The following is an 18,230-nucleotide window of genomic DNA, read 5'->3' as shown; positions in this document are numbered from 1 at the left end:
TAAATTGATAACACAAAAAAAGGCGAGCTTGATGCCCGCCTTTCATTATTTTGGATTTCAAGATTAGTCGTCGTCTCGCGTGGCCACTTCCACATCATCAGGAAGTTTACCATTGTTGCCGGAAACCGCTGCTTTATGTGCATCACTGACCTTGAAGAATTTTTTGGGATCTATTTCAGGTTCTTCGTCCAGAACAAGATCCAACAATGGATCCATACGCTCCAGGTATTCAACCTCAAGATCACCAAGTACATCCTCCTCGATCTCGGCTACATCTTTCTCATTTTTCTTCGGAAGTAGTACTTTCTTGATACCGGCTCGTTTGGCTGCCAATACTTTTTCCTTGATCCCGCCAACAGGAAGTACCAATCCGCGAAGGGTAATTTCACCTGTCATAGCGATGGTGCCTTTCACTTTACGCTGAGTGAAGATGGAGGCAATGGCTGACATCAGCGAAACCCCAGCAGAAGGACCGTCTTTGGGAACCGCTCCAGCCGGAACGTGCACATGCAGATCCCAGTATTTGAAAGCTTCCTCGGGGATTCCAATAGCATCAGAATGTGCTTTCAGGTAGGAAACCGCCAACATTGCCGATTCTTTCATCACATCGCCAAGCTGACCGGTTATATTTAGTTTGCCGGAACCTTTAGAAACACTTGCTTCAATAAAGAGGATATCGCCACCGTAAGGGGTCCATGCCATTCCGGTTGCAACGCCGGGAACGGTGGTTCGTTCGGCAGCATCACTGAAGAACTTACGTTTACCGAGAAACTCTTCTACATCATCGGCTTCCACATCAAATTTCTCGATCTTATTGGAAGCGATCTTGGCGGCTACACCACGGCAACAGCCGGCAATTTGACGCTCAAGATTACGTACGCCGGACTCACGTGTATATTGATCGATGAGCCGTTCTATAGCTTCGTCCGTAAAAGTGATCTGTTCTTCCTTCAGTCCATTTTCTTCAATTTGTTTTGGAATGAGGTATTTCTTGGCGATCTGTGTTTTCTCTTCCAGCGTATATCCGCTGATGTTGATGATCTCCATCCGGTCTTTCAACGGAGCAGGAATAGTATCCAGAGAGTTGGCCGTAGCAATAAACATGACCTTGGAAAGGTCATACTCCAATTCCAGGTAATTATCGGTGAAAGTATCGTTCTGCTCGGGATCAAGTACTTCAAGCAGGGCAGAGGTGGGATCACCTCGATAGTCAGCACCCACTTTGTCGATCTCATCCAGCATAATGACTGGATTTCCTTTTCCGGCTTTTTTCATCGAACGAATAATACGTCCCGGTAGCGCACCAATATATGTTCTTCGGTGGCCGCGCACTTCGGCTTCATCTCGGATGCCACCCAAACTAAATCGTTCAAATTCACGATTTAATGCTCGTGCTATGGATTTACCGAGAGAAGTTTTACCCACGCCCGGAGGTCCGTAAAAACAAAGGATGGGCGCTTTCATATCTTTCTTCAGCTTAAGAACAGCCAAGTACTCAATAATACGTTTTTTCACTTTTTCGAGGCCGTAGTGATCTTCATCCAGTACTTTCTGAGCAAATTCAAGATCCAGCTTATCCTTCGAATATTCGTTCCATGGCAAATCCAGGATCCATTCTACATAACTGTAGATGATGCCGTAATTAGGGGAAGCACTTGGCGTCATTTCGAGTCGCTGAAGTTCCTTCTCTGCTGTTTCCTTTACTTCTTTTGGAAGCTTTTTCTTCGCCAGTCGTTCCCGAAGCTTTTCAATATCTTGCTGTTCGGCATCTTCTCCCAACTCTTCCTGAATGGCTTTCATTTGCTGGCGCAAATAAAACTCGCGCTGTTGGTCGTCAATATCCGATTTCACTTTGGTTCGGATCTTCTCGCTCATGTCCAGCACCTGTATCTCTTTTTCCAGGAACTCCATGACTTTATCGAGATTTTCAGAGAATTTCCTGATTTCCAGCAATTCCTGTTTATCTGATACAGAAACGTTCAAATTCGAAGAGATGAAGTTCAACAAAAAAGTAGGGCTGTTGATATTATTAACAGCAATGGAAGCCTCAGAAGGTATATTTGGCGACATATTGATAATCTTGGTCGCTGTTTCCTTGATGTTTCGCACCGAAGCATCCAGTTCTACGCCTTCAATATCCATCTCTTTTTGGTAGGGCTCTACTTCTGCTCTGAAGTAGGGCTGATCTTGCGTAAATTTTTTAACTTTGAAATTAGATTTACCCTGAATCACGATACTTTTGCTGCCATCCGGCATCTTGATGAGTTTCAGGATCTGAGCTACTGTACCAATGGTATGCAGGTCTTTATACTCAGGTTCTTCAATATCTTCATTCTTTTGGGTGACTACACCAATAATTTTGTCACCCTCATAAGCTTCCTTAACTAACTTTAGTGAGCGATCTCGCCCAACAGTGATGGGAACTACCACACCCGGAAATAATACGGTATTCTTCAAAGGCAGAATTGGAAGCGAGTCCGGGATCTCAGCCTCGGTAAGTTCTTTCTCTTCCTCTTCAGACATTAAAGGAATTGCCTGCTCAAAATCTTCAAAATTATCGTCAGACTCATCCAGCTTTTGAAATAGATCGAAATGATTCTTCATAGGGATTAATAAACTAAAAATTTTTTACTTTCTCTTTATAAGGCAAATACGAAGCCATAACATTCACTGTAAACAAACCGTCAGTTTCACCCGCTGCCTGTCAGTAAAGTAGGGCAAAGTGTCAGGTTTAAAAATGAAACTGAAGGGTGGCGGCAGATACTCCGGTTACTACAGGTGCCGATGAAAAGGAGTCTGGAGTAAATTGTGCCGCTAACGAGAGATCCCAATATCGGGTTTCAATGGCCATTCCCAGACTAATGAATTCAGGGCGCTGAGCTTTGAATTGAATTCCTCCCCTTAAGGGAAGAAAAGTAAATGGGCGTATTTCAATACCTGCCGAACTGATGGCCTTAGGAGAATTGAAAGCACTGTTGGTTAGGCCTATACTTAGATCACCCATTAGCTTAAGACGATTGATCTCCAGTAAAGCCCCGCCGTGAATGGCCATTGGTAGCAGGGTAGAGAAGCCTCCCCGTTCCGGAGTTGTTCCCAAAAAGGGATTTACACTCGCAAATTCTTGTACAAAATGGAGGTATTGACCTTGAGAACCAATAAAATATTCATCTGCAAGATTTCCGGGAACTGACGAAACAACAGTAGTATCTTTTTTAATGGAATAGGAGATCTCATCCGTATTGTAAGAGACGAAACCGATATCAGTCATAGAGAAGGAAAGCCTAAGCGATTTTTGTGTGGGCTGCTGGTTGGGTCGAACCGCTGAGAGGTCGTTTCCTAAGGTCAATAAATAAGTAATTCCGATATCAAGCCCTGCTCCAAACCCATTTACATCAAAATAGTCGTTTGAGGTAAACTCTGCATTGGCAGCATCGGCAGTAGAACCGAAAGAATATGCAGCTGTAGAAGCTCCAAACTCACCACTGGCATCGTAAGAGAATGACTCTATGTATTCCAGGTTTCCATTATTGTTTTCATAGAAATTTGTCCAATTAGCATTCAGGTAGCTTCCTCCGATCACGAATTTTGGAGCGATGCCGATCACAAAGTTATCAAGTCGTGGCGTCAAGTTGGTTAAAAACTGAAACGATTCTGCATAACCTAATGATATTTCATGCAATCTTTGGAACCGGTGAACCAGGGAGCGCTCGTAAGTGGGGGGGCGGCCCTCAATATTTTCAAATTGGTTTGCATACCATCCCTTCCCGGCTCCGTAATTGGAGGCTGTTCTAGTTCGTACAGCGATCGAAAATGCCTTGTCATTTCGTTGCCACTTCATACCAAGTACTGTGGCCTCATAACGAGATCTCTTATCAGATATCAGGGTATTTCCGGGATAATTTTTCTCCAGGAATTCTTCCCTTTGAGCATTGTCTATGGCTGCGGCGGTGGGGTTATAAGTACTTGTATAGTCCCGTGCATTTTGAATCTGATCATTTAAGTTGCTGTAGTTACGCATTCCCCCAAGAAGAAAACTGCCGGTACCGATACCAAAGGAAAAAGAACCTTCCCGATCCTGTATCATCAGGTTGGCAGGATTATAAAAATTAGTGTGGTAATCCGTCAGGTACGTACTTCCGCCACCACCAAGCGCCATATTTCTTGGAGTAAAAACCGGTTGTGCCTGTAGATGAATTCCGGAGACACATAAAAAAAGCAGCGTAAATAGTGCCTGCCTCATATACTTCCTTCCTAAACTAGCCTAACTAACAATATAAGACCTTAATCGATCACTTGTAATGGTGCTGCGCGCAACATTAATTTTTTTTGTCCACGGTTCTTGAAGAATACCACCACCCTGGAGTCCGAGCCCGAGCCATCTCTTGATATGATCTTGCCGGGGCCGAATTTTTTGTGAATTACTTTAACCCCAACCTGAAAGGGATCTTCGCCATCCTGATAGTCGTAATGAATGGTAGCAGAAGGCGATTTGTAGGTTTTCTTGGTGGGATTTTGCTTCCAGTCGTATTCCACTTCATGGTTAGAACTTCCGGAATCGTTATTGCTGAACCGATCTTTTTTCTGAGCGATAGTTGCCCCGGTTTCGGTTTGAACCACGCCTGAATCTACTTCTTCCAGAAAACGGGATCGAGCCTGACGAGTTTCTTCGCCGAATTTAAATCGGCTGCGACAATGACTAAAGAACAGCCGTTCTTCAGCGCGGGTAATGGCCACGTAGAATAACCTTCGCTCTTCCTCAATATCCACATCAAAATTATTACGGGCACCCATGGGGAAGAGGTTTTCTTCCAGACCTACAATAAACACCACAGGAAATTCCAATCCTTTAGAGGCGTGAACCGTCATTAACGTGATGGCCGGCTTATCTTCATCAAACTTATCCTGATCGGTGATCAGGCTAATTTCCTGTAAAAAGGCACTCAGCGAAGCATTCGATTTCCCTTTTTCAAAATAGGAGATCGCATTTTGAAGCTCGATGATGTTATCGCGGCGCATCATAGACTCGTGAGAATTTTCCTCAACCAGTGCCCGCATATAACCGGATTGTTCCAATACTGCTTTCACGGTATCGGTCAAACTTTCTCCATTTTCCAGGTTGTTATGGAGCCGGTCGATCATATCCACAAATTCCCGAACACGGGCTTTCGCAGGTTTGTACACATCCAGACTTTCCACATGCTGAATGATGCTCCACACTGAACGACCTTCTTCACGGGCTTTCTTCAAGATATCCTGGATGGATTTATTTCCGATTCCACGGCTTGGCTCGTTGATGATGCGGAGTAAATTGGTCTCATCATGCGGGTTTACCAACAGCGTCAAATACGCCAACACATCCTTGATCTCTTTTCTCTGATAGAAGGAAAGCCCTCCAACCAACTGGTAGGTGAGGTCTTTGCGGCGAAGAGCCTCTTCAAACACCCGCGACTGGTAGTTTGTGCGGTATAAAATGGCAAAATTATTATTCTTGTAACCGTGCTTCATTTTCAGGTTCTGAATATGACTGGCTACGCGATTGGCTTCATCCCGCTCGTCAAAATTCTCCAGCAAGGTGATGCGTTCACCATAGTCCTGCTCGGTCCAAAGTGTTTTGTCAAGCTGCTTGGTATTTTGTTTGATGATGGAATCGGCGCACTGCAAAATGGCTTTGGTTGAGCGATAATTCTGTTCCAATGGCACCTGCGTGGCATTTTCGTAATCTTCCTTAAAGTTCAGGATGTTGGAAATATCGGCTCCGCGGAAAGAATATATACTTTGGGCATCATCGCCCACCACACAGATATTCTCATATTTGTCGGCCAACATTTTGGTTACTTTGTATTGGGCATGGTTGGTATCCTGATACTCGTCAATGAGGATATATTTGAACCGGTCCTGGTACTTTTCCAGAATTTCAGGGTGCTTCTGAAACAATTCGATCGGCTTTACCAACAGATCGTCAAAATCCATGGCATTACTTTGCTTAAGCCGCTTGTTATAGATTGAATACACTCTTGCTGTAATATCGTCCAGCGTGCTGCTGATGAATTTCTCCTGGAAGGTATCCGCCGTGATCAACTGATTCTTGGAATCGCTGATTTTATTATGGATAGTCTTTGGTTTGATCTCTTTAGGATCAAAATTCAATTCCTGCAGAATCTGCTTCACCACGGTTTGGGAATCGTTGGTATCATAAATGGTAAAGTCGGATCCAAAGCCGATCTTTTCCGCCTCAAACCGCAAGATCTTCGAAAAAATAGAGTGGAAGGTTCCCATCCAGAGTTTGCCGGCTTTATCACCAATGAGATTGCGGATTCGCTCTTTCATTTCACGTGCGGCCTTATTGGTAAACGTAAGAGCAAGAATTTGTTCAGGTGCCGCTTTGTATTGTTGCAGTAAGTAAGCGATTCGGTACGTGAGTACGCGTGTTTTTCCCGAACCGGCACCGGCTACAATCAGTAGGGGACCATCGGTATGCGTGACAGCTTGTTTCTGCTGTTTGTTCAATCCCGACAGAAAGTCCGGCCGGCCTTTGGGTTCTTCAGATGGAAGTGAAAATGTTTTCATAAATACTTTTTAACCACGAAGGGCACAGAGATTTGGAGAGTTTCGTATGATAATCTTTTCTCTGTGTTCCTCAGTGAACTCGGTGGTTAATCTTCAAAATCTTTGAGTTGCTCGCGGAGTTTCGCCAGGCTTTCTTCGGTGTCCGCTTTCTTTTTCTTTTCCTTTTCAACGACGGTCTCGGGAGCATTATTCACAAAACCCTCATTTGAAAGCTTGCCGTTGATGCCTTTCAGAAACCCTTCCAAACGATCGATCTCTTTTTGGATTCGCTCGCGTTCTTTTTCGAAATCTACCAATCCTTCCAGTGGTACATATATCTCGTTTCCATCTACAATAGAGGAGGAGTAAACACTGGGTTTTTCGACATCCGGACCGACTTCAAGCGATTTAATGCTTTCCAGTTTCTCCAAAACGATGCGGTTAGACAAAATAGCATCTGCTGTTTTTTGATCTTTGGTTTGAATGAGCACATCAAGCTCTTCTTTCGGAGAAACCTGTACTTCAGCCCGAATATTTCGAAGGGAAGAAACCATTTGTTGGAGTGTATCAAACAGTTTTAAATCGGCTTCATCCATTTTCGAACCATCCATTTCCGGCCATTCTGAAACCAGCAAGGCTTCTTCTTCAGTACGCTCTTGAATATGCTGCCAGATCTCTTCGCTGATAAACGGCATGAAAGGATGCAGCAGCTTCATCAATTGCTCGAAGAATCCGAGAGCCGTGTTCAATTTTTCTTTTGGGATGTTTTGCCCGTATTCCATCGGTTTGGCCAATTCGATATACCAATCACAGAAATCATCCCAGATCAGCGAGTACACTTTTTTGAGGGCATCGTTCAGCTTGTAATTGTCGAAGTCCTCGTTCACTCCGGCAATGGTTTCCTGAATGCGGGCAGCCATCCATCGGTCGGAAATGTCGTCTTTATTGATGGCAGTTGTAGGCTCATAATCCACGCCGTCTTCCATATTCATCGTGAGGAAGCGGAAGGCGTTCCATATCTTGTTACAGAAATTCCGGCCTTGCTCACATAGCTTTTCATCAAAGGGGAGGTCGTTTCCGGCAGGAGTGGCAAACAGCATTCCCATGCGAATTCCATCGGCACCATATTTACCGATCAGCTCAATAGGATCCGGGGAATTCCCCAGACTCTTGCTCATCTTGCGGCCTTTCTTGTCGCGCACAATTCCGGTGTAATACACATTATCGAACGGTTTGTTGTCCATGTATTCATAACCGGCGATGATCATCCGTGCCACCCAGAAAAACATGATCTCCGGTGCGGTGACCAGATCTTTGGTAGGGTAGTAGTAATCCAATTCGGAATTAGGTTCGCGCTCCTGGTATTCTCCAATATATTTTGGATCGAAAACGGAAATTGGCCATAACCAGGAAGAGAACCACGTATCTAATACGTCTTCATCCTGTTTTAAATTCTTAAATTTTAAACCTTTAATTTTGAGTTTTTCCTCGGCTTCGGCTTTGGTTTTGGCTACTACAAAGTCACCGTCTTCATTATACCAGGCCGGAATTCGGTGTCCCCACCAAAGTTGGCGAGAGATACACCAGTCGCGCACGTTTTCCATCCAGTGGCGGTAGGTGTTCTTGAATTTTGCGGGATGAAATTCGACCGTGTCATTCATTACATTTTCAAGAGCAGGTTGGGATAACTCTTTCATAGAAACCCACCATTGCAGGGATAATCTCGGCTCAATTACCGCATCGGTTCGTTCCGAATATCCTACCTTATTTTGATAGTCTTCTACTTTGTACAGTAATCCTGCTTCATCCAAATCCTTCTCAATTTGCTTGCGAACGGCAAAGCGATCCATGCCGATATACAGTTCGCCTTCCTCGCTAACCGTACCATCTTCATTCAGCATGTTGATGGTTTCCAGGTTGTGCTTTTGGCCGAGGTTGTAATCGTTCTCATCGTGAGCCGGTGTCACTTTCAGGCAACCGGTTCCAAATTCCATATCCACGTAATCATCCAGGATGATCGGTACTTCGCGATCAACCAAAGGTACAATCACTTTTTTGCCATGCAGATGCTTGTATCGTTCATCATCCGGGTTGATACAAACGGCGGTATCACCGAGCAGCGTTTCGGGTCGGGTCGTGGCGATGGTCACAAAATCATCTTCCCCCACGATCTTATACTTGATATGATAGAGTTTGGAATTCACTTCCTTGTGAATCACTTCTTCATCACTCAAGGCCGTTTTGGCTTCGGGATCCCAGTTGATCATCCGCGCACCGCGGTAGATCTTTCCTTTTTCATACAGATCAATAAACACATCGATCACACTTTCCGAATACTCAGGATTCATCGTGAAGTTGGTGCGATCCCAGTCACAGCTCGCTCCTAACTTTTTGAGCTGTTCCAGGATGATGCCACCATGTTCGTGTGTCCATTCCCAGGCATGTTCCAAAAACTCATCCCGTTCAAGGTCTCCTTTCTTAATGCCTTTTTCGCGCAGACGTTTCACCACTTTCGCTTCCGTGGCAATGGAAGCGTGATCTGTTCCCGGAACCCAACAGGCGTTATAGCCTTGCATCCGAGCTCGGCGGACCAAAACATCCTGAATGGTGTTGTTGAGCATGTGCCCCATGTGGAGCACGCCCGTCACGTTCGGAGGAGGGATGACCACGGTGAAAGATTCTCGATCGTCCGGTTCGGAATGGAAATAATTGTTTTCCATCCAGTATTCATACCATTTATCCTCAACTTGGGAGGCGTCGTATTGTGCGGGAATTTCTTTACTCAAAACTTCAGACTTGTTTAAACAATTTGGTTCCGACGCAGAGCGTACGGAACCAGATTATTAGGATTTAATTTTACAATAAAGACTCGCTCCGAACGCTTTGCGTCGGAGCGTAAATATTATTTAACTCGCTTCAGGAGTACGCCAAAGTGACCATCACACCCGTGTTTATGGGGGAAGGTCTGGTAAGAAAGTTTGTCTTCTGCCAAGACTTCTTCCGGGAGATAATCATCCAAAGGTTCGAGCTCAAAATTATCGTACTTCTCGAGGAATTTGGTGATTTGATCCATATTTTCCTCAGGTTCGAGCGAACACGTACTGTAAACCAATCGTCCGCCACGTTTCACCATATTTGCAGCTTCTTCGAGCAGCTCTTCCTGAAGGGCTACCGCGTTATCGAGTCCTTCCTGGTCACGTCTCCAGCGTAGGTCGGCTCTTTTGCTAAGTACACCGGTTCCGGTACAGGGAGCATCTAATAGGACTGCATCAGCAAGCCCAAGAGAAATTTCCCGGACATCACCACCTTTGATCTTGATGTTTTCAGCTCCATAACTGAGGGCGCTTTCTGCCAATTTCTGAAGTCGCTCGCTGGAAATATCCACCGAAGTGATATCGCCTTCAGCTTGCATCAGGTCGGCCATCATAATAGATTTTGTGCCCGGTGCTGCACAGAGGTCAAACACTTTTTCACCGGGTTGAGGGTCCAGAATCGTAGGTGCAAAACCTGCTGCTACATCCTGAACCAGACAAATTCCTTTTTCAAGTAATCCCTTTTCAATGAAAGGCTGAACAGAATCTACCTTATAGTAGTAAGGCAACCATTCACTCGGCTCAAAAATGACATCCATTTTCTCCATGCGGAGTTCAAAATTCTCAGGCTTGGTTCTTAGGCTATTTACCCGAACATAATAATGTGGGCGGGAGTTATTAGCCTGCATCAGTTGAAAAGCCTCACGCTCACCAAAACGTTTTCTCCAGCGAGCCACCATCCATTCGGGATGTGAAAAAGTGGTAGCCACTAATTTATTACGATCTTTGAAGGCTGGTTTTGGAAGTTTATCCCGATCGCGCTGCAGATTTCGCATAATAGCATTTACGAGATCTCCGGTTTTTGAACCGAGCTTCATCTTGGCGATCTCAACGGCTTCATTAATAGCTGCGTAATCGGGTGTACTGTCCATAAAGAGCAGGTCATAAATAGCAAGTCGCAGGATATTTTTCAGTCCCGGCTTCATTTCTTCCACAGAAACACTTGAAAATTCATCGATGAGGAAATCGAGGTAACTGCGCTTTCGTAAAATATTCTGCACATATTCACGAACTTGCGCTCGTTCGCGGGTTTCAAGCTCATCAGCCATATAATAATCGATTCGCTGATGTTCATCGAAGTTAATGAGGATATCTACACTTACCGAGCGCTCTGATAATTCAGTTTCCAAAAGAGTAATAGTTTAAAATTGGGGTTACCTGCTATAAAAAAAGGTGATTCAGACCACCTTCGTTTTCCATTGAAGTAATAAAAACAAGCCACGGTTTTGGCGTGGCTTAGCAAGCCGTAAAGATAAAATTTTAGAGGGGGAGTTGCTAATGATAGTTCGCTGTATGAGCAGTTTTTTTGAAAAACTTTATTCCTGCAGGCAGATAGTACCTGTTGCGGAAATGTGGAGTGATTATTTCTTCGGATCCTGTTCTGCTCTCAGGGCTCAAAAGCCCATTATTCTTCACGGATATTTCAGAAAGATCATTAAGTTTAGGTGTGATGGAGGAGATGAAATTAAAGATTGTTTTTTCGTTGCCTCTCTTTAATGATCTCCCTATCTTAACCAGCCTTTGCCACAAAGCATATTTAGATCTAAAATTTTAAAGAAAAAATTTAACAAATCGCGATTTAGCACATGAATAAAGGAACTATCGCACAGGTAATTGGACCTGTAGTTGACGTTGATTTTTCAGAAAGTAAAACTCCCGCCGTTCTCAACGCGCTTGAGATCAAGATGACGGACGGTTCAACCCTTACACTTGAAGTAGCCCAGCACCTTGGGGAAGATCGTGTGCGTACCATCGCGATGGACTCTACCGATGGACTGGTTCGCGGCATGGAAGTGGTTGATACCGGTAAAGCCATCTCAATGCCGGTTGGAGAAGACATCAGAGGTCGTCTTTTCAATGTAGTGGGAGAGTCAATCGACGGGATTGATGCTCCGGAAGGCAAGAATTCCTATCCCATTCACCGTTCAGCTCCCGCTTTCGATCAACTTGCTACCTCTACCGAAATGCTTGAAACCGGTATTAAAGTAGTTGACCTGCTTTGTCCGTATGCTAAAGGTGGTAAAATCGGTTTGTTCGGCGGTGCCGGTGTAGGTAAAACAGTTTTGATCCAGGAGCTTATCAACAATATTGCTAAGCAGCACGGTGGGCTTTCCGTATTTGCCGGTGTTGGTGAGCGTACCCGTGAAGGAAATGACCTTCTTCGTGAGTTTATTGAGTCCGGTATTATCAATTACGGTGATGAATTTAAAGAGTCTATGGAAAAAGGCGAGTGGGAACTCGATAAAGTAGACAAGACCAAATTGAAAGAATCTCAGGCTACATTGGTATTCGGCCAGATGAATGAGCCTCCGGGAGCGCGTGCACGAGTGGCACTTTCCGGACTTACAGTAGCTGAATATTTCCGTGATGAAGTATCCCGTGATATTCTGCTTTTTATTGATAACATTTTCCGATTTACGCAGGCCGGCTCTGAGGTATCTGCACTATTGGGACGTATGCCTTCTGCGGTAGGTTACCAGCCAACATTGGCTACTGAAATGGGTGATCTTCAGGAGCGTATTACTTCTACTAAAGCGGGGTCTATTACTTCTGTTCAGGCTGTTTATGTACCTGCCGATGACTTGACTGACCCTGCTCCGGCAACAACATTTACTCACCTTGATGCAACTACCGTACTTTCCCGTGCACTTACGCAGATCGGTATTTATCCTGCGGTAGATCCCCTGGATTCATCCTCAACAATTTTGGATCCTAAAGTGGTAGGACAAGAACATTATGATGTCGCTAACCGCGTGACCCGTTTGTTGCAGAATTACAAAGATCTTCAGGATATCATTGCTATCCTTGGTATGGATGAGCTATCTGACGAAGATAAGCAGGTAGTACACCGTGCACGTCGTGTTCAGCGATTCTTGTCACAAAACTTCCACGTGGCCGAGCAGTTTACAGGTCAACCCGGTGTGTATGTGAAAGTAGATGACACCGTGAAAGGATTCAAGATGATCCTCGATGGAGAACTTGATCACCTTCCGGAGAATGCTTTCTATATGGTAGGGGATATCAATGAAGCGATTGAAAAAGGCGAGAAACTACTTGCTGAAGCTGAGAAAGAAGAAGCAGCGTAAATTAAGACGAGCTAAAGAATTATTATGAGCACATTTAATGCACAGATTCTTACTCCGAACGGTTCTCTTTTTGAAGGAGAGGTAACCGGCGTACAGCTTCCGGGAACACAAGGCAGTTTTGAAGTGAAAGCCAATCACGCGCCTATTGTATCTACGTTAGATAAAGGAAGCGTATTGGTTCGCAAGAAGGATGGAGATACCAATTTCAATATCTCCGGCGGCTTTGTGGAAGTGAACAATAATAAGCTTACACTTTTAGCTGAATCAGTGGAAGAAGCCGAATAACTTAGTTTAAAGTGAACGAACTTAAGCCGACATGAATTTTCATGTCGGCTTTTTTTATGCCCCGGATTTCCTATCATCCCGGAAAAAAGATATGAAACGTCTTTTATCTCTACTTCTTTTACTCTGTCCGGTTCTTTTGTGTGCTCAGCAACGGCCCGACACTACATTTGCCTTTTCCATTAACGAACCTGAACACGAGATAGGTGAGGGGCCGGTGATCTGTATTGATGCCGCACATAATAACTTTCATACTGCTGATGGGGGTTTTAGTCCATTTGCCCGGGTAGTTAAAGCCGATGGATATCAAGTAAAAGGAATAACCGAAAAATTAACTTCGGAAAGTATACTTGCAGATTGCTCCGTTTTGATGATTATAAACCCGCTTCATCAAACCAACTTAGGAAATTGGGTCCTTCCAACGCCATCGGCTTTTTTGGAGGAAGAAATTGAGATCGTAAATGAGTGGGTAAGGTCTGGAGGAGCATTCTTTTTGATTGCTGACCACATGCCGTTTGCCGGGGCTGCTTCTGATTTAGGAAAATCATTTGGCTTTGAGTTCAGAAATGGGTTTGCAACGGTCGAAAAAGAGCAAAACCAACCGGATGTATTTTCCATTCAGAATGGCAGGTTGAAAGAAAGCCCAATTACGGGTAACAACGTAACGAGTGTAACCTCATTTACCGGATCTTCTTTCCAATATCCTGAATCTGCCATACCTGTTATGGTTTTTACAGAGGGAGATTTTAGTCTTGATCCGCAGATCGCCTGGCAATTTGAAGAAAATACCAAAACCGTTCCCATCCACGGATATGCACAAGGAGCACTCATGAATTATGGAGAAGGTAAACTGGCTGTTTTTGGAGAAGCCGCTATGTTCACTGCTCAAACCATTCAAACACCGAACGGCACATTTAATGTGGGATTAAATAACAAAGAGATGGCTCCTCAAAATATTTCTTTTCTGTTGAACCTGATACACTGGCTGGATTAATAGTTACCAGCCAATATTTCCTTTGTTTCCGTCTTTTACCATTTCATTTTTTGTTTTATCGGGATCTTCCGGCGGAACAAACCCTGGTGGCGGTTCGAAGGCATCATATTTCCAGAAAGCACTTTCATCCGCGGTAGCGTTGTTGATAAAAGTTCCTACAATGGGTAGTGCTGTTCTGGCGCCCTGACCAATACTGACACTGCTGGGAATTTTTTGGTTGAACCGGATCCTGCGGTCAGCACCTCCCACCCAAGCGCCCATCACAATATGAGGCATCATGGCTACAAACCAGTTGTCAGAGGCATCATTGGTGGTTCCTGTTTTACCGGCTACATCCTGGCGAACACCATACACATTTCTCAAACGAACGCCGGTGCCGTAAAAATCTTCCCCACCCCGGATCACCCCGCGGAGCATATCTGTGATGATATATGCCGTTTCAGGACTGATCACTTCTTTGGTGTATTTTGGAAAGAATTCTTTTAACACATTTCCCTCCCGATCTTCGATGCGGGTGATGGCGATCGGGTCGATATGAACTCCTTTATTGGCAAATGTTGTGTAGGCACTGGTTAGTTCCAGCAAAGAAACACGGGCCGTTCCCAAAGCGATAGAAGGGAAAGCACGGGTATTACTCATATCAATGCCAAGGTTTGAAGCCATTTCCTTGATCTTGCGAGCGGCGGGATCTAATTCCCACAATTTATTGGTACCGGGCGCTCCAGCTAATTCCGGTAATAAACGTACGGTCACATTATTCATACTTCGGGCAAGAGCCTCCCGAAGAGGGACCTCCACCGGGCCTTCCGCTACCGATTCATCTTTAGGGTTCCAAACTCTTCCTTCTCTGTCATAAAATGAGATGGGATATTTCGAAAATTTGTGGTAGGGTTTATAGCCGTTGTCAATGGCAACGGCATAAACAAAAGGTTTAAAAGTAGAACCTGCCTGTCTTCTGGATTGATAGACGTGGTCAAACTGTACATTACCATAATCGGTTCCTCCCACCCATGCCAGAATATTTCCGTTGCTGGGTTCAATAGCTACAAAACTGGCCTGTAGTTTAGTGCGTGCTTTTTTAACGGAATCAACAAAAGCGGTATCTGCAAAAAGGGAATCAAAAACCACCTTTTCGAGTCGGGTGTCATATTCTGCAAAACCATTTTTATAGCGGTCTGTTTCTCTGATGAACTCACGCAAAAACTGTGGATATCGATCCCAGTAATCATCCATGTACTCACCGCCGGGGGAGGTCCACTCATCTTCAAATATGGATTGTATGGAATCAACTTTTGCCTTAACAGCACGTTCGGCGTGTTTTTGCAGTCTCGAATCTATAGTGGTATAGATGACCAGCCCGTCTTTATACAGGTCATACCCATTTTCTTCCAGCCAAGGCTGAACTTTTTGGCGAACATACTCACCGAAATAGCGGCTTTGCCGTCCTGTTTTAAATGGGGGGTGATAATCGAGTTCGATGGGTTGCTCTGCCATTACCGCATATTCTGATTCTGTAATAAAGCCACGATCGTACATCAGGCGGAGTACAACATTTCGCCGGCCTTGAGCTCTCTCCGGAAAAATACGCGGGTTATAAGCATAGATAGCTTTTAATGAACCAATCATAGCTGCAGCTTCCGGAATATTCAATTCTTTAGCGGGCTTCCCAAAATGTGTTTGAGCAGCAGCTTCGATCCCAAAAGTAGAATTTGGAAACTCAACCGTATTGAGATACATCTCAGCAATCTCACGTTTCGTATATCGGCGCTCCAATTGCACCGCGGTGATCATCTCTCTAAACTTCCGGGTAACTGAAAACTCCTGACCAATTTTTTTGTACAGGTTTCGGGCTAACTGTTGTGAAATAGTAGAAGCTCCCTGCCAGCGGCCATTAATTAGGTGCCAGGGAATAGCCAGCGTTCTGAACATATCCATACCCCAATGATTGTAGTAACGATGATCTTCTGTGGCAATAAGAGCATCAATTACATTTGGAGAAATTTCTTCGTATCGAACCCACTTCCTGTTTTCAGTGAAATATTTGTCGAGGGTAACGCCGTCACGACTTCTAACTTCTGAAGCGATCGCGGTTTCAGGATTTTCAAATTCATCGGCAGAGGGTAATCCCTGGAAAAGATAGATTACATAAACTCCAATAATGATCGTTAATGCAGCTGCGAAACCGCCACCCCAAACCTTAATTTTTTGCAGGTATGGATTGGTCTTTTTCGTTTCAGATGGAGTTGAAGACTTTTTTTGCCCTTTGCCCTTCTCCTTGCGTTCCTGCAATATGCGCTTGCGATATTCCGGGTCGTTGAAATACCTTTTATGATCAATGGGTTCGTTCGTTTCGTCGCTCATAATGTGATTTAATTTCAGCTAAAAGGTATGAAATTTTTGTCTTTTGCATTCCACTTAACAAGTTGGACTTTTTCCTTTGAGTATAAAGCCAGCGTCCGATGCTTAAAGAAAGGACCACAATTTATATAACTTCCCTGAGGAAATGTTTCCACTCTTGCTACATGGTCGTGTCCGGTGATTATGAAATCAAGGCGATGCCGTTCAAAGATCTTTTTTGCCTGCCGGTTCAACGGTTCGGGGTTATGATTATTTCGAAGTCTTGTGAGGGAAGAAAACTTCTTCATTACTGCCAGCCCGGCTTCCGGTGAAAGTAGTTTCTGGTAGGCACTGATAAACTTCGAATTCCTTAATATCTGGTGAAAAGCTGCACGCGGAAAATCTATTTTTGCAGCCGCTACGCCATCTCCATGCATTAAAAGGAACCTTTTGTCCTGTATTTCCTTTAACCGGAAGTTTTCTTCTACGTCAAAGCCACGGTCTTTAAAATGACCAAACGTCCAGTTGTCATGATTTCCTGTAACAAATAAAGCCGGAGAAATTTCATCATTGTAGCTTTGAAGGGCATCCAGTACCCGCTTTCCCAGTTTCGGTATAAATCCTTTTTCGGGAAATTCCATCCAGTAATCAAAAAGATCGCCTAGAATGTGAAGCTCAATATTATGCACTGCACAGTGCTCGATAAGGGAAAGAAGATCTTCTTCTATTTCCAGGTTAGTTTTTGTAGAAAACGCACCGAGGTGAACATCAGAGATGAATACATGCTGCTCAAAATTCATACCGATTATTTTTTTCGGGTGATCACAAAGTGGATAAGGTCTACAAAGTCTTGCCGTGCTGAGGAAGGTGGGAGGGTACTGAGTCCTTCAATAGCTTTATTGGCATACTCATACATCGATTTTTTTGCATACTCCATACCACCATTTTCATGAACAAACTCCACGATTTCATCGACGTTTTTGGAGGATTTTTTCCTTTTTTTCATTAAAGCCCGGATGTGAGCTGCTTTCCGTTTTGGAGCATGTTCAAATGCTTTGATGAGAGGAAGGGTTACCTTGCGTTCCTGAATATCATTGCGGGTGGGTTTACCGACGTCATAAACGCCATAGTCGAACAAGTCATCACGGATCTGAAAAGCGATCCCTATACACATACCGATCTCACGCATCAGGGTGTGCATATCTTCATCATCGGTGGCGGAAACAGCGCCGCATTCACAACAGGTAGATATGAGACTGGCAGTTTTTTCTGAGATGATCTGGAAATAACGCTCCTCGGTCATATTGAATAAACCGGCTGTCTTCAGTTGTCTCAATTCCCCTTCACTCATTTTTTGAACCGCCCGGGATTGCACTTCCAGCAGATCGTATTCTTTATTTTCTAATGAAATGAGTAGTCCTTTTGAGAGCAGATAATCTCCAAGAAGCACTCCTGCTTTATTTTTCCAGATCTTATTGATGCTCACAAACCCCCGTCGGGTATCGGCTTCATCCACTACATCATCATGGATGAGCGTGGCAGTATGCAGCAATTCAATCATGGTTGCTGCGATATAACTTCGTTGATTGATATTACCAAAAAGGTTAGCGGTCATGAACACCAGGGTGGGGCGTAACTCTTTTCCTTTCTGTCTAAGCAGGTAATTGATGATCTGATCGAGCAGGAATACATCCGAGCGAATAGTCTCCTTAAAAAAGCTCCGAAACTCCGACAAGTTATCTGCAACCGGTTCGGTTATCTCTTTGAGCGTTTTTCGCGTAACGGTTTCAGAATTTATCTTTGTTAACTCTTGGTTATCAATCATCAATTGTGTTGAAATTTTCTTAAACTTGCCGGTGAATAATTTACTGATAATACGAAACAATTATTTAC

At 44.2% G+C, this 18,230-nt stretch carries 11 protein-coding genes; 3 read left to right on the top strand and 8 right to left on the bottom strand.

Translation table 11 applies throughout. From position 1 onward, the window contains the following. Nucleotides 1–63: 63 nt before the first annotated feature. The 5 genes from lon to rsmB all read right to left on the bottom strand — a co-directional run bounded on the left by lon (nt 64) and on the right by rsmB (nt 10,768). Nucleotides 64–2,604 carry an endopeptidase La gene (gene lon, locus B151_RS18250; RefSeq protein WP_020403126.1) on the bottom strand — a complete coding sequence of 847 codons (2,541 nt, stop codon included), beginning with the start codon at nt 2,602–2,604 and terminating at the stop codon, nt 64–66. 127 nt (nt 2,605–2,731) lie between these two features. Then, nucleotides 2,732–4,240, bottom strand: coding sequence for a DUF5723 family protein (locus B151_RS0108130; RefSeq protein ID WP_157470788.1), 1,509 nt, complete (start codon nt 4,238–4,240; stop codon nt 2,732–2,734). A 41-nt stretch (nt 4,241–4,281) separates the two neighbouring features. Further along, nucleotides 4,282–6,567: an ATP-dependent helicase gene (locus tag B151_RS0108125; protein ID WP_020403124.1), complete on the bottom strand. Its 2,286-nt coding sequence runs from the start codon at nt 6,565–6,567 to the stop codon at nt 4,282–4,284. A gap of 86 nt (nt 6,568–6,653) precedes the next feature. Next, nucleotides 6,654–9,332, bottom strand: a complete 2,679-nt coding sequence (locus B151_RS0108120) for a valine--tRNA ligase (protein ID WP_020403123.1) — start codon at nt 9,330–9,332, stop codon at nt 6,654–6,656. A 116-nt stretch (nt 9,333–9,448) separates the two neighbouring features. Further along, nucleotides 9,449–10,768 carry a 16S rRNA (cytosine(967)-C(5))-methyltransferase RsmB gene (gene rsmB, locus B151_RS0108115; RefSeq protein ID WP_020403122.1) on the bottom strand — a complete coding sequence of 440 codons (1,320 nt, stop codon included), beginning with the start codon at nt 10,766–10,768 and terminating at the stop codon, nt 9,449–9,451. Between the two features lie 456 nt (nt 10,769–11,224). On the opposite strand from rsmB, the gene atpD reads away from it, so the two are divergent. The 3 genes from atpD (at nt 11,225) to B151_RS0108100 (ending at nt 14,000) form a co-directional block, all read left to right on the top strand. Continuing rightward, nucleotides 11,225–12,724, top strand: coding sequence for a F0F1 ATP synthase subunit beta (gene atpD / locus B151_RS0108110; RefSeq protein ID WP_020403121.1), 1,500 nt, complete (start codon nt 11,225–11,227; stop codon nt 12,722–12,724). A 24-nt stretch (nt 12,725–12,748) separates the two neighbouring features. Beyond that, on the top strand, nt 12,749–13,009 hold the full coding sequence (gene atpC, locus B151_RS0108105; protein WP_020403120.1) for an ATP synthase F1 subunit epsilon: 261 nt from the start codon (nt 12,749–12,751) through the stop codon (nt 13,007–13,009). A gap of 91 nt (nt 13,010–13,100) precedes the next feature. After that, nucleotides 13,101–14,000 carry a hypothetical protein gene (locus tag B151_RS0108100; protein ID WP_157470782.1) on the top strand — a complete coding sequence of 300 codons (900 nt, stop codon included), beginning with the start codon at nt 13,101–13,103 and terminating at the stop codon, nt 13,998–14,000. Nucleotides 14,001–14,003: 3 nt separating this feature from the next. Here B151_RS0108100 and B151_RS0108095 read toward each other — a convergent pair whose 3' ends face one another. Genes B151_RS0108095 through B151_RS0108085 form a run of 3 tightly spaced genes read right to left on the bottom strand, consistent with a single transcriptional unit; the run spans nt 14,004 to nt 18,162 of the window. Next, nucleotides 14,004–16,361 carry a penicillin-binding protein 1A gene (locus B151_RS0108095; protein WP_020403118.1) on the bottom strand — a complete coding sequence of 786 codons (2,358 nt, stop codon included), beginning with the start codon at nt 16,359–16,361 and terminating at the stop codon, nt 14,004–14,006. A gap of 14 nt (nt 16,362–16,375) precedes the next feature. Then, the gene (locus tag B151_RS0108090) at nt 16,376–17,137 is read right to left on the bottom strand and encodes a UDP-2,3-diacylglucosamine diphosphatase (RefSeq protein ID WP_020403117.1); all 762 of its coding nucleotides are present in this window, start codon (nt 17,135–17,137) and stop codon (nt 16,376–16,378) included. 5 nt (nt 17,138–17,142) lie between these two features. Next, a complete protein-coding gene (locus B151_RS0108085) occupies nt 17,143–18,162 on the bottom strand; it encodes a polyprenyl synthetase family protein (RefSeq protein WP_051069728.1) in 1,020 nt (339 codons plus the stop codon). Between the last annotated feature and the right edge of the window lie 68 nt (nt 18,163–18,230).

This window comes from Gracilimonas tropica DSM 19535 (assembly GCF_000375425.1).
Lineage (GTDB): Bacteria > Bacteroidota > Rhodothermia > Balneolales > Balneolaceae > Gracilimonas > Gracilimonas tropica.
The sequence above is the reverse complement of the archived record's forward strand: the minus strand, read 5'-3'. Positions and strand labels throughout refer to the sequence as shown.

Coding starts and splice junctions, on each gene's coding strand:
- B151_RS0108085 (WP_051069728.1), bottom strand. CDS start 18,162: ATGATTGATAACCAAGAGTTAACAAAGATAAATTCTGAAACCGTTACG.
- B151_RS0108095 (WP_020403118.1), bottom strand. CDS start 16,361: ATGAGCGACGAAACGAACGAACCCATTGATCATAAAAGGTATTTCAAC.
- B151_RS0108090 (WP_020403117.1), bottom strand. CDS start 17,137: ATGAATTTTGAGCAGCATGTATTCATCTCTGATGTTCACCTCGGTGCG.
- atpC (WP_020403120.1), top strand. CDS start 12,749: ATGAGCACATTTAATGCACAGATTCTTACTCCGAACGGTTCTCTTTTT.
- B151_RS0108125 (WP_020403124.1), bottom strand. CDS start 6,567: ATGAAAACATTTTCACTTCCATCTGAAGAACCCAAAGGCCGGCCGGAC.
- lon (WP_020403126.1), bottom strand. CDS start 2,604: ATGAAGAATCATTTCGATCTATTTCAAAAGCTGGATGAGTCTGACGAT.
- B151_RS0108130 (WP_157470788.1), bottom strand. CDS start 4,240: ATGAGGCAGGCACTATTTACGCTGCTTTTTTTATGTGTCTCCGGAATT.
- atpD (WP_020403121.1), top strand. CDS start 11,225: ATGAATAAAGGAACTATCGCACAGGTAATTGGACCTGTAGTTGACGTT.
- B151_RS0108100 (WP_157470782.1), top strand. CDS start 13,101: ATGAAACGTCTTTTATCTCTACTTCTTTTACTCTGTCCGGTTCTTTTG.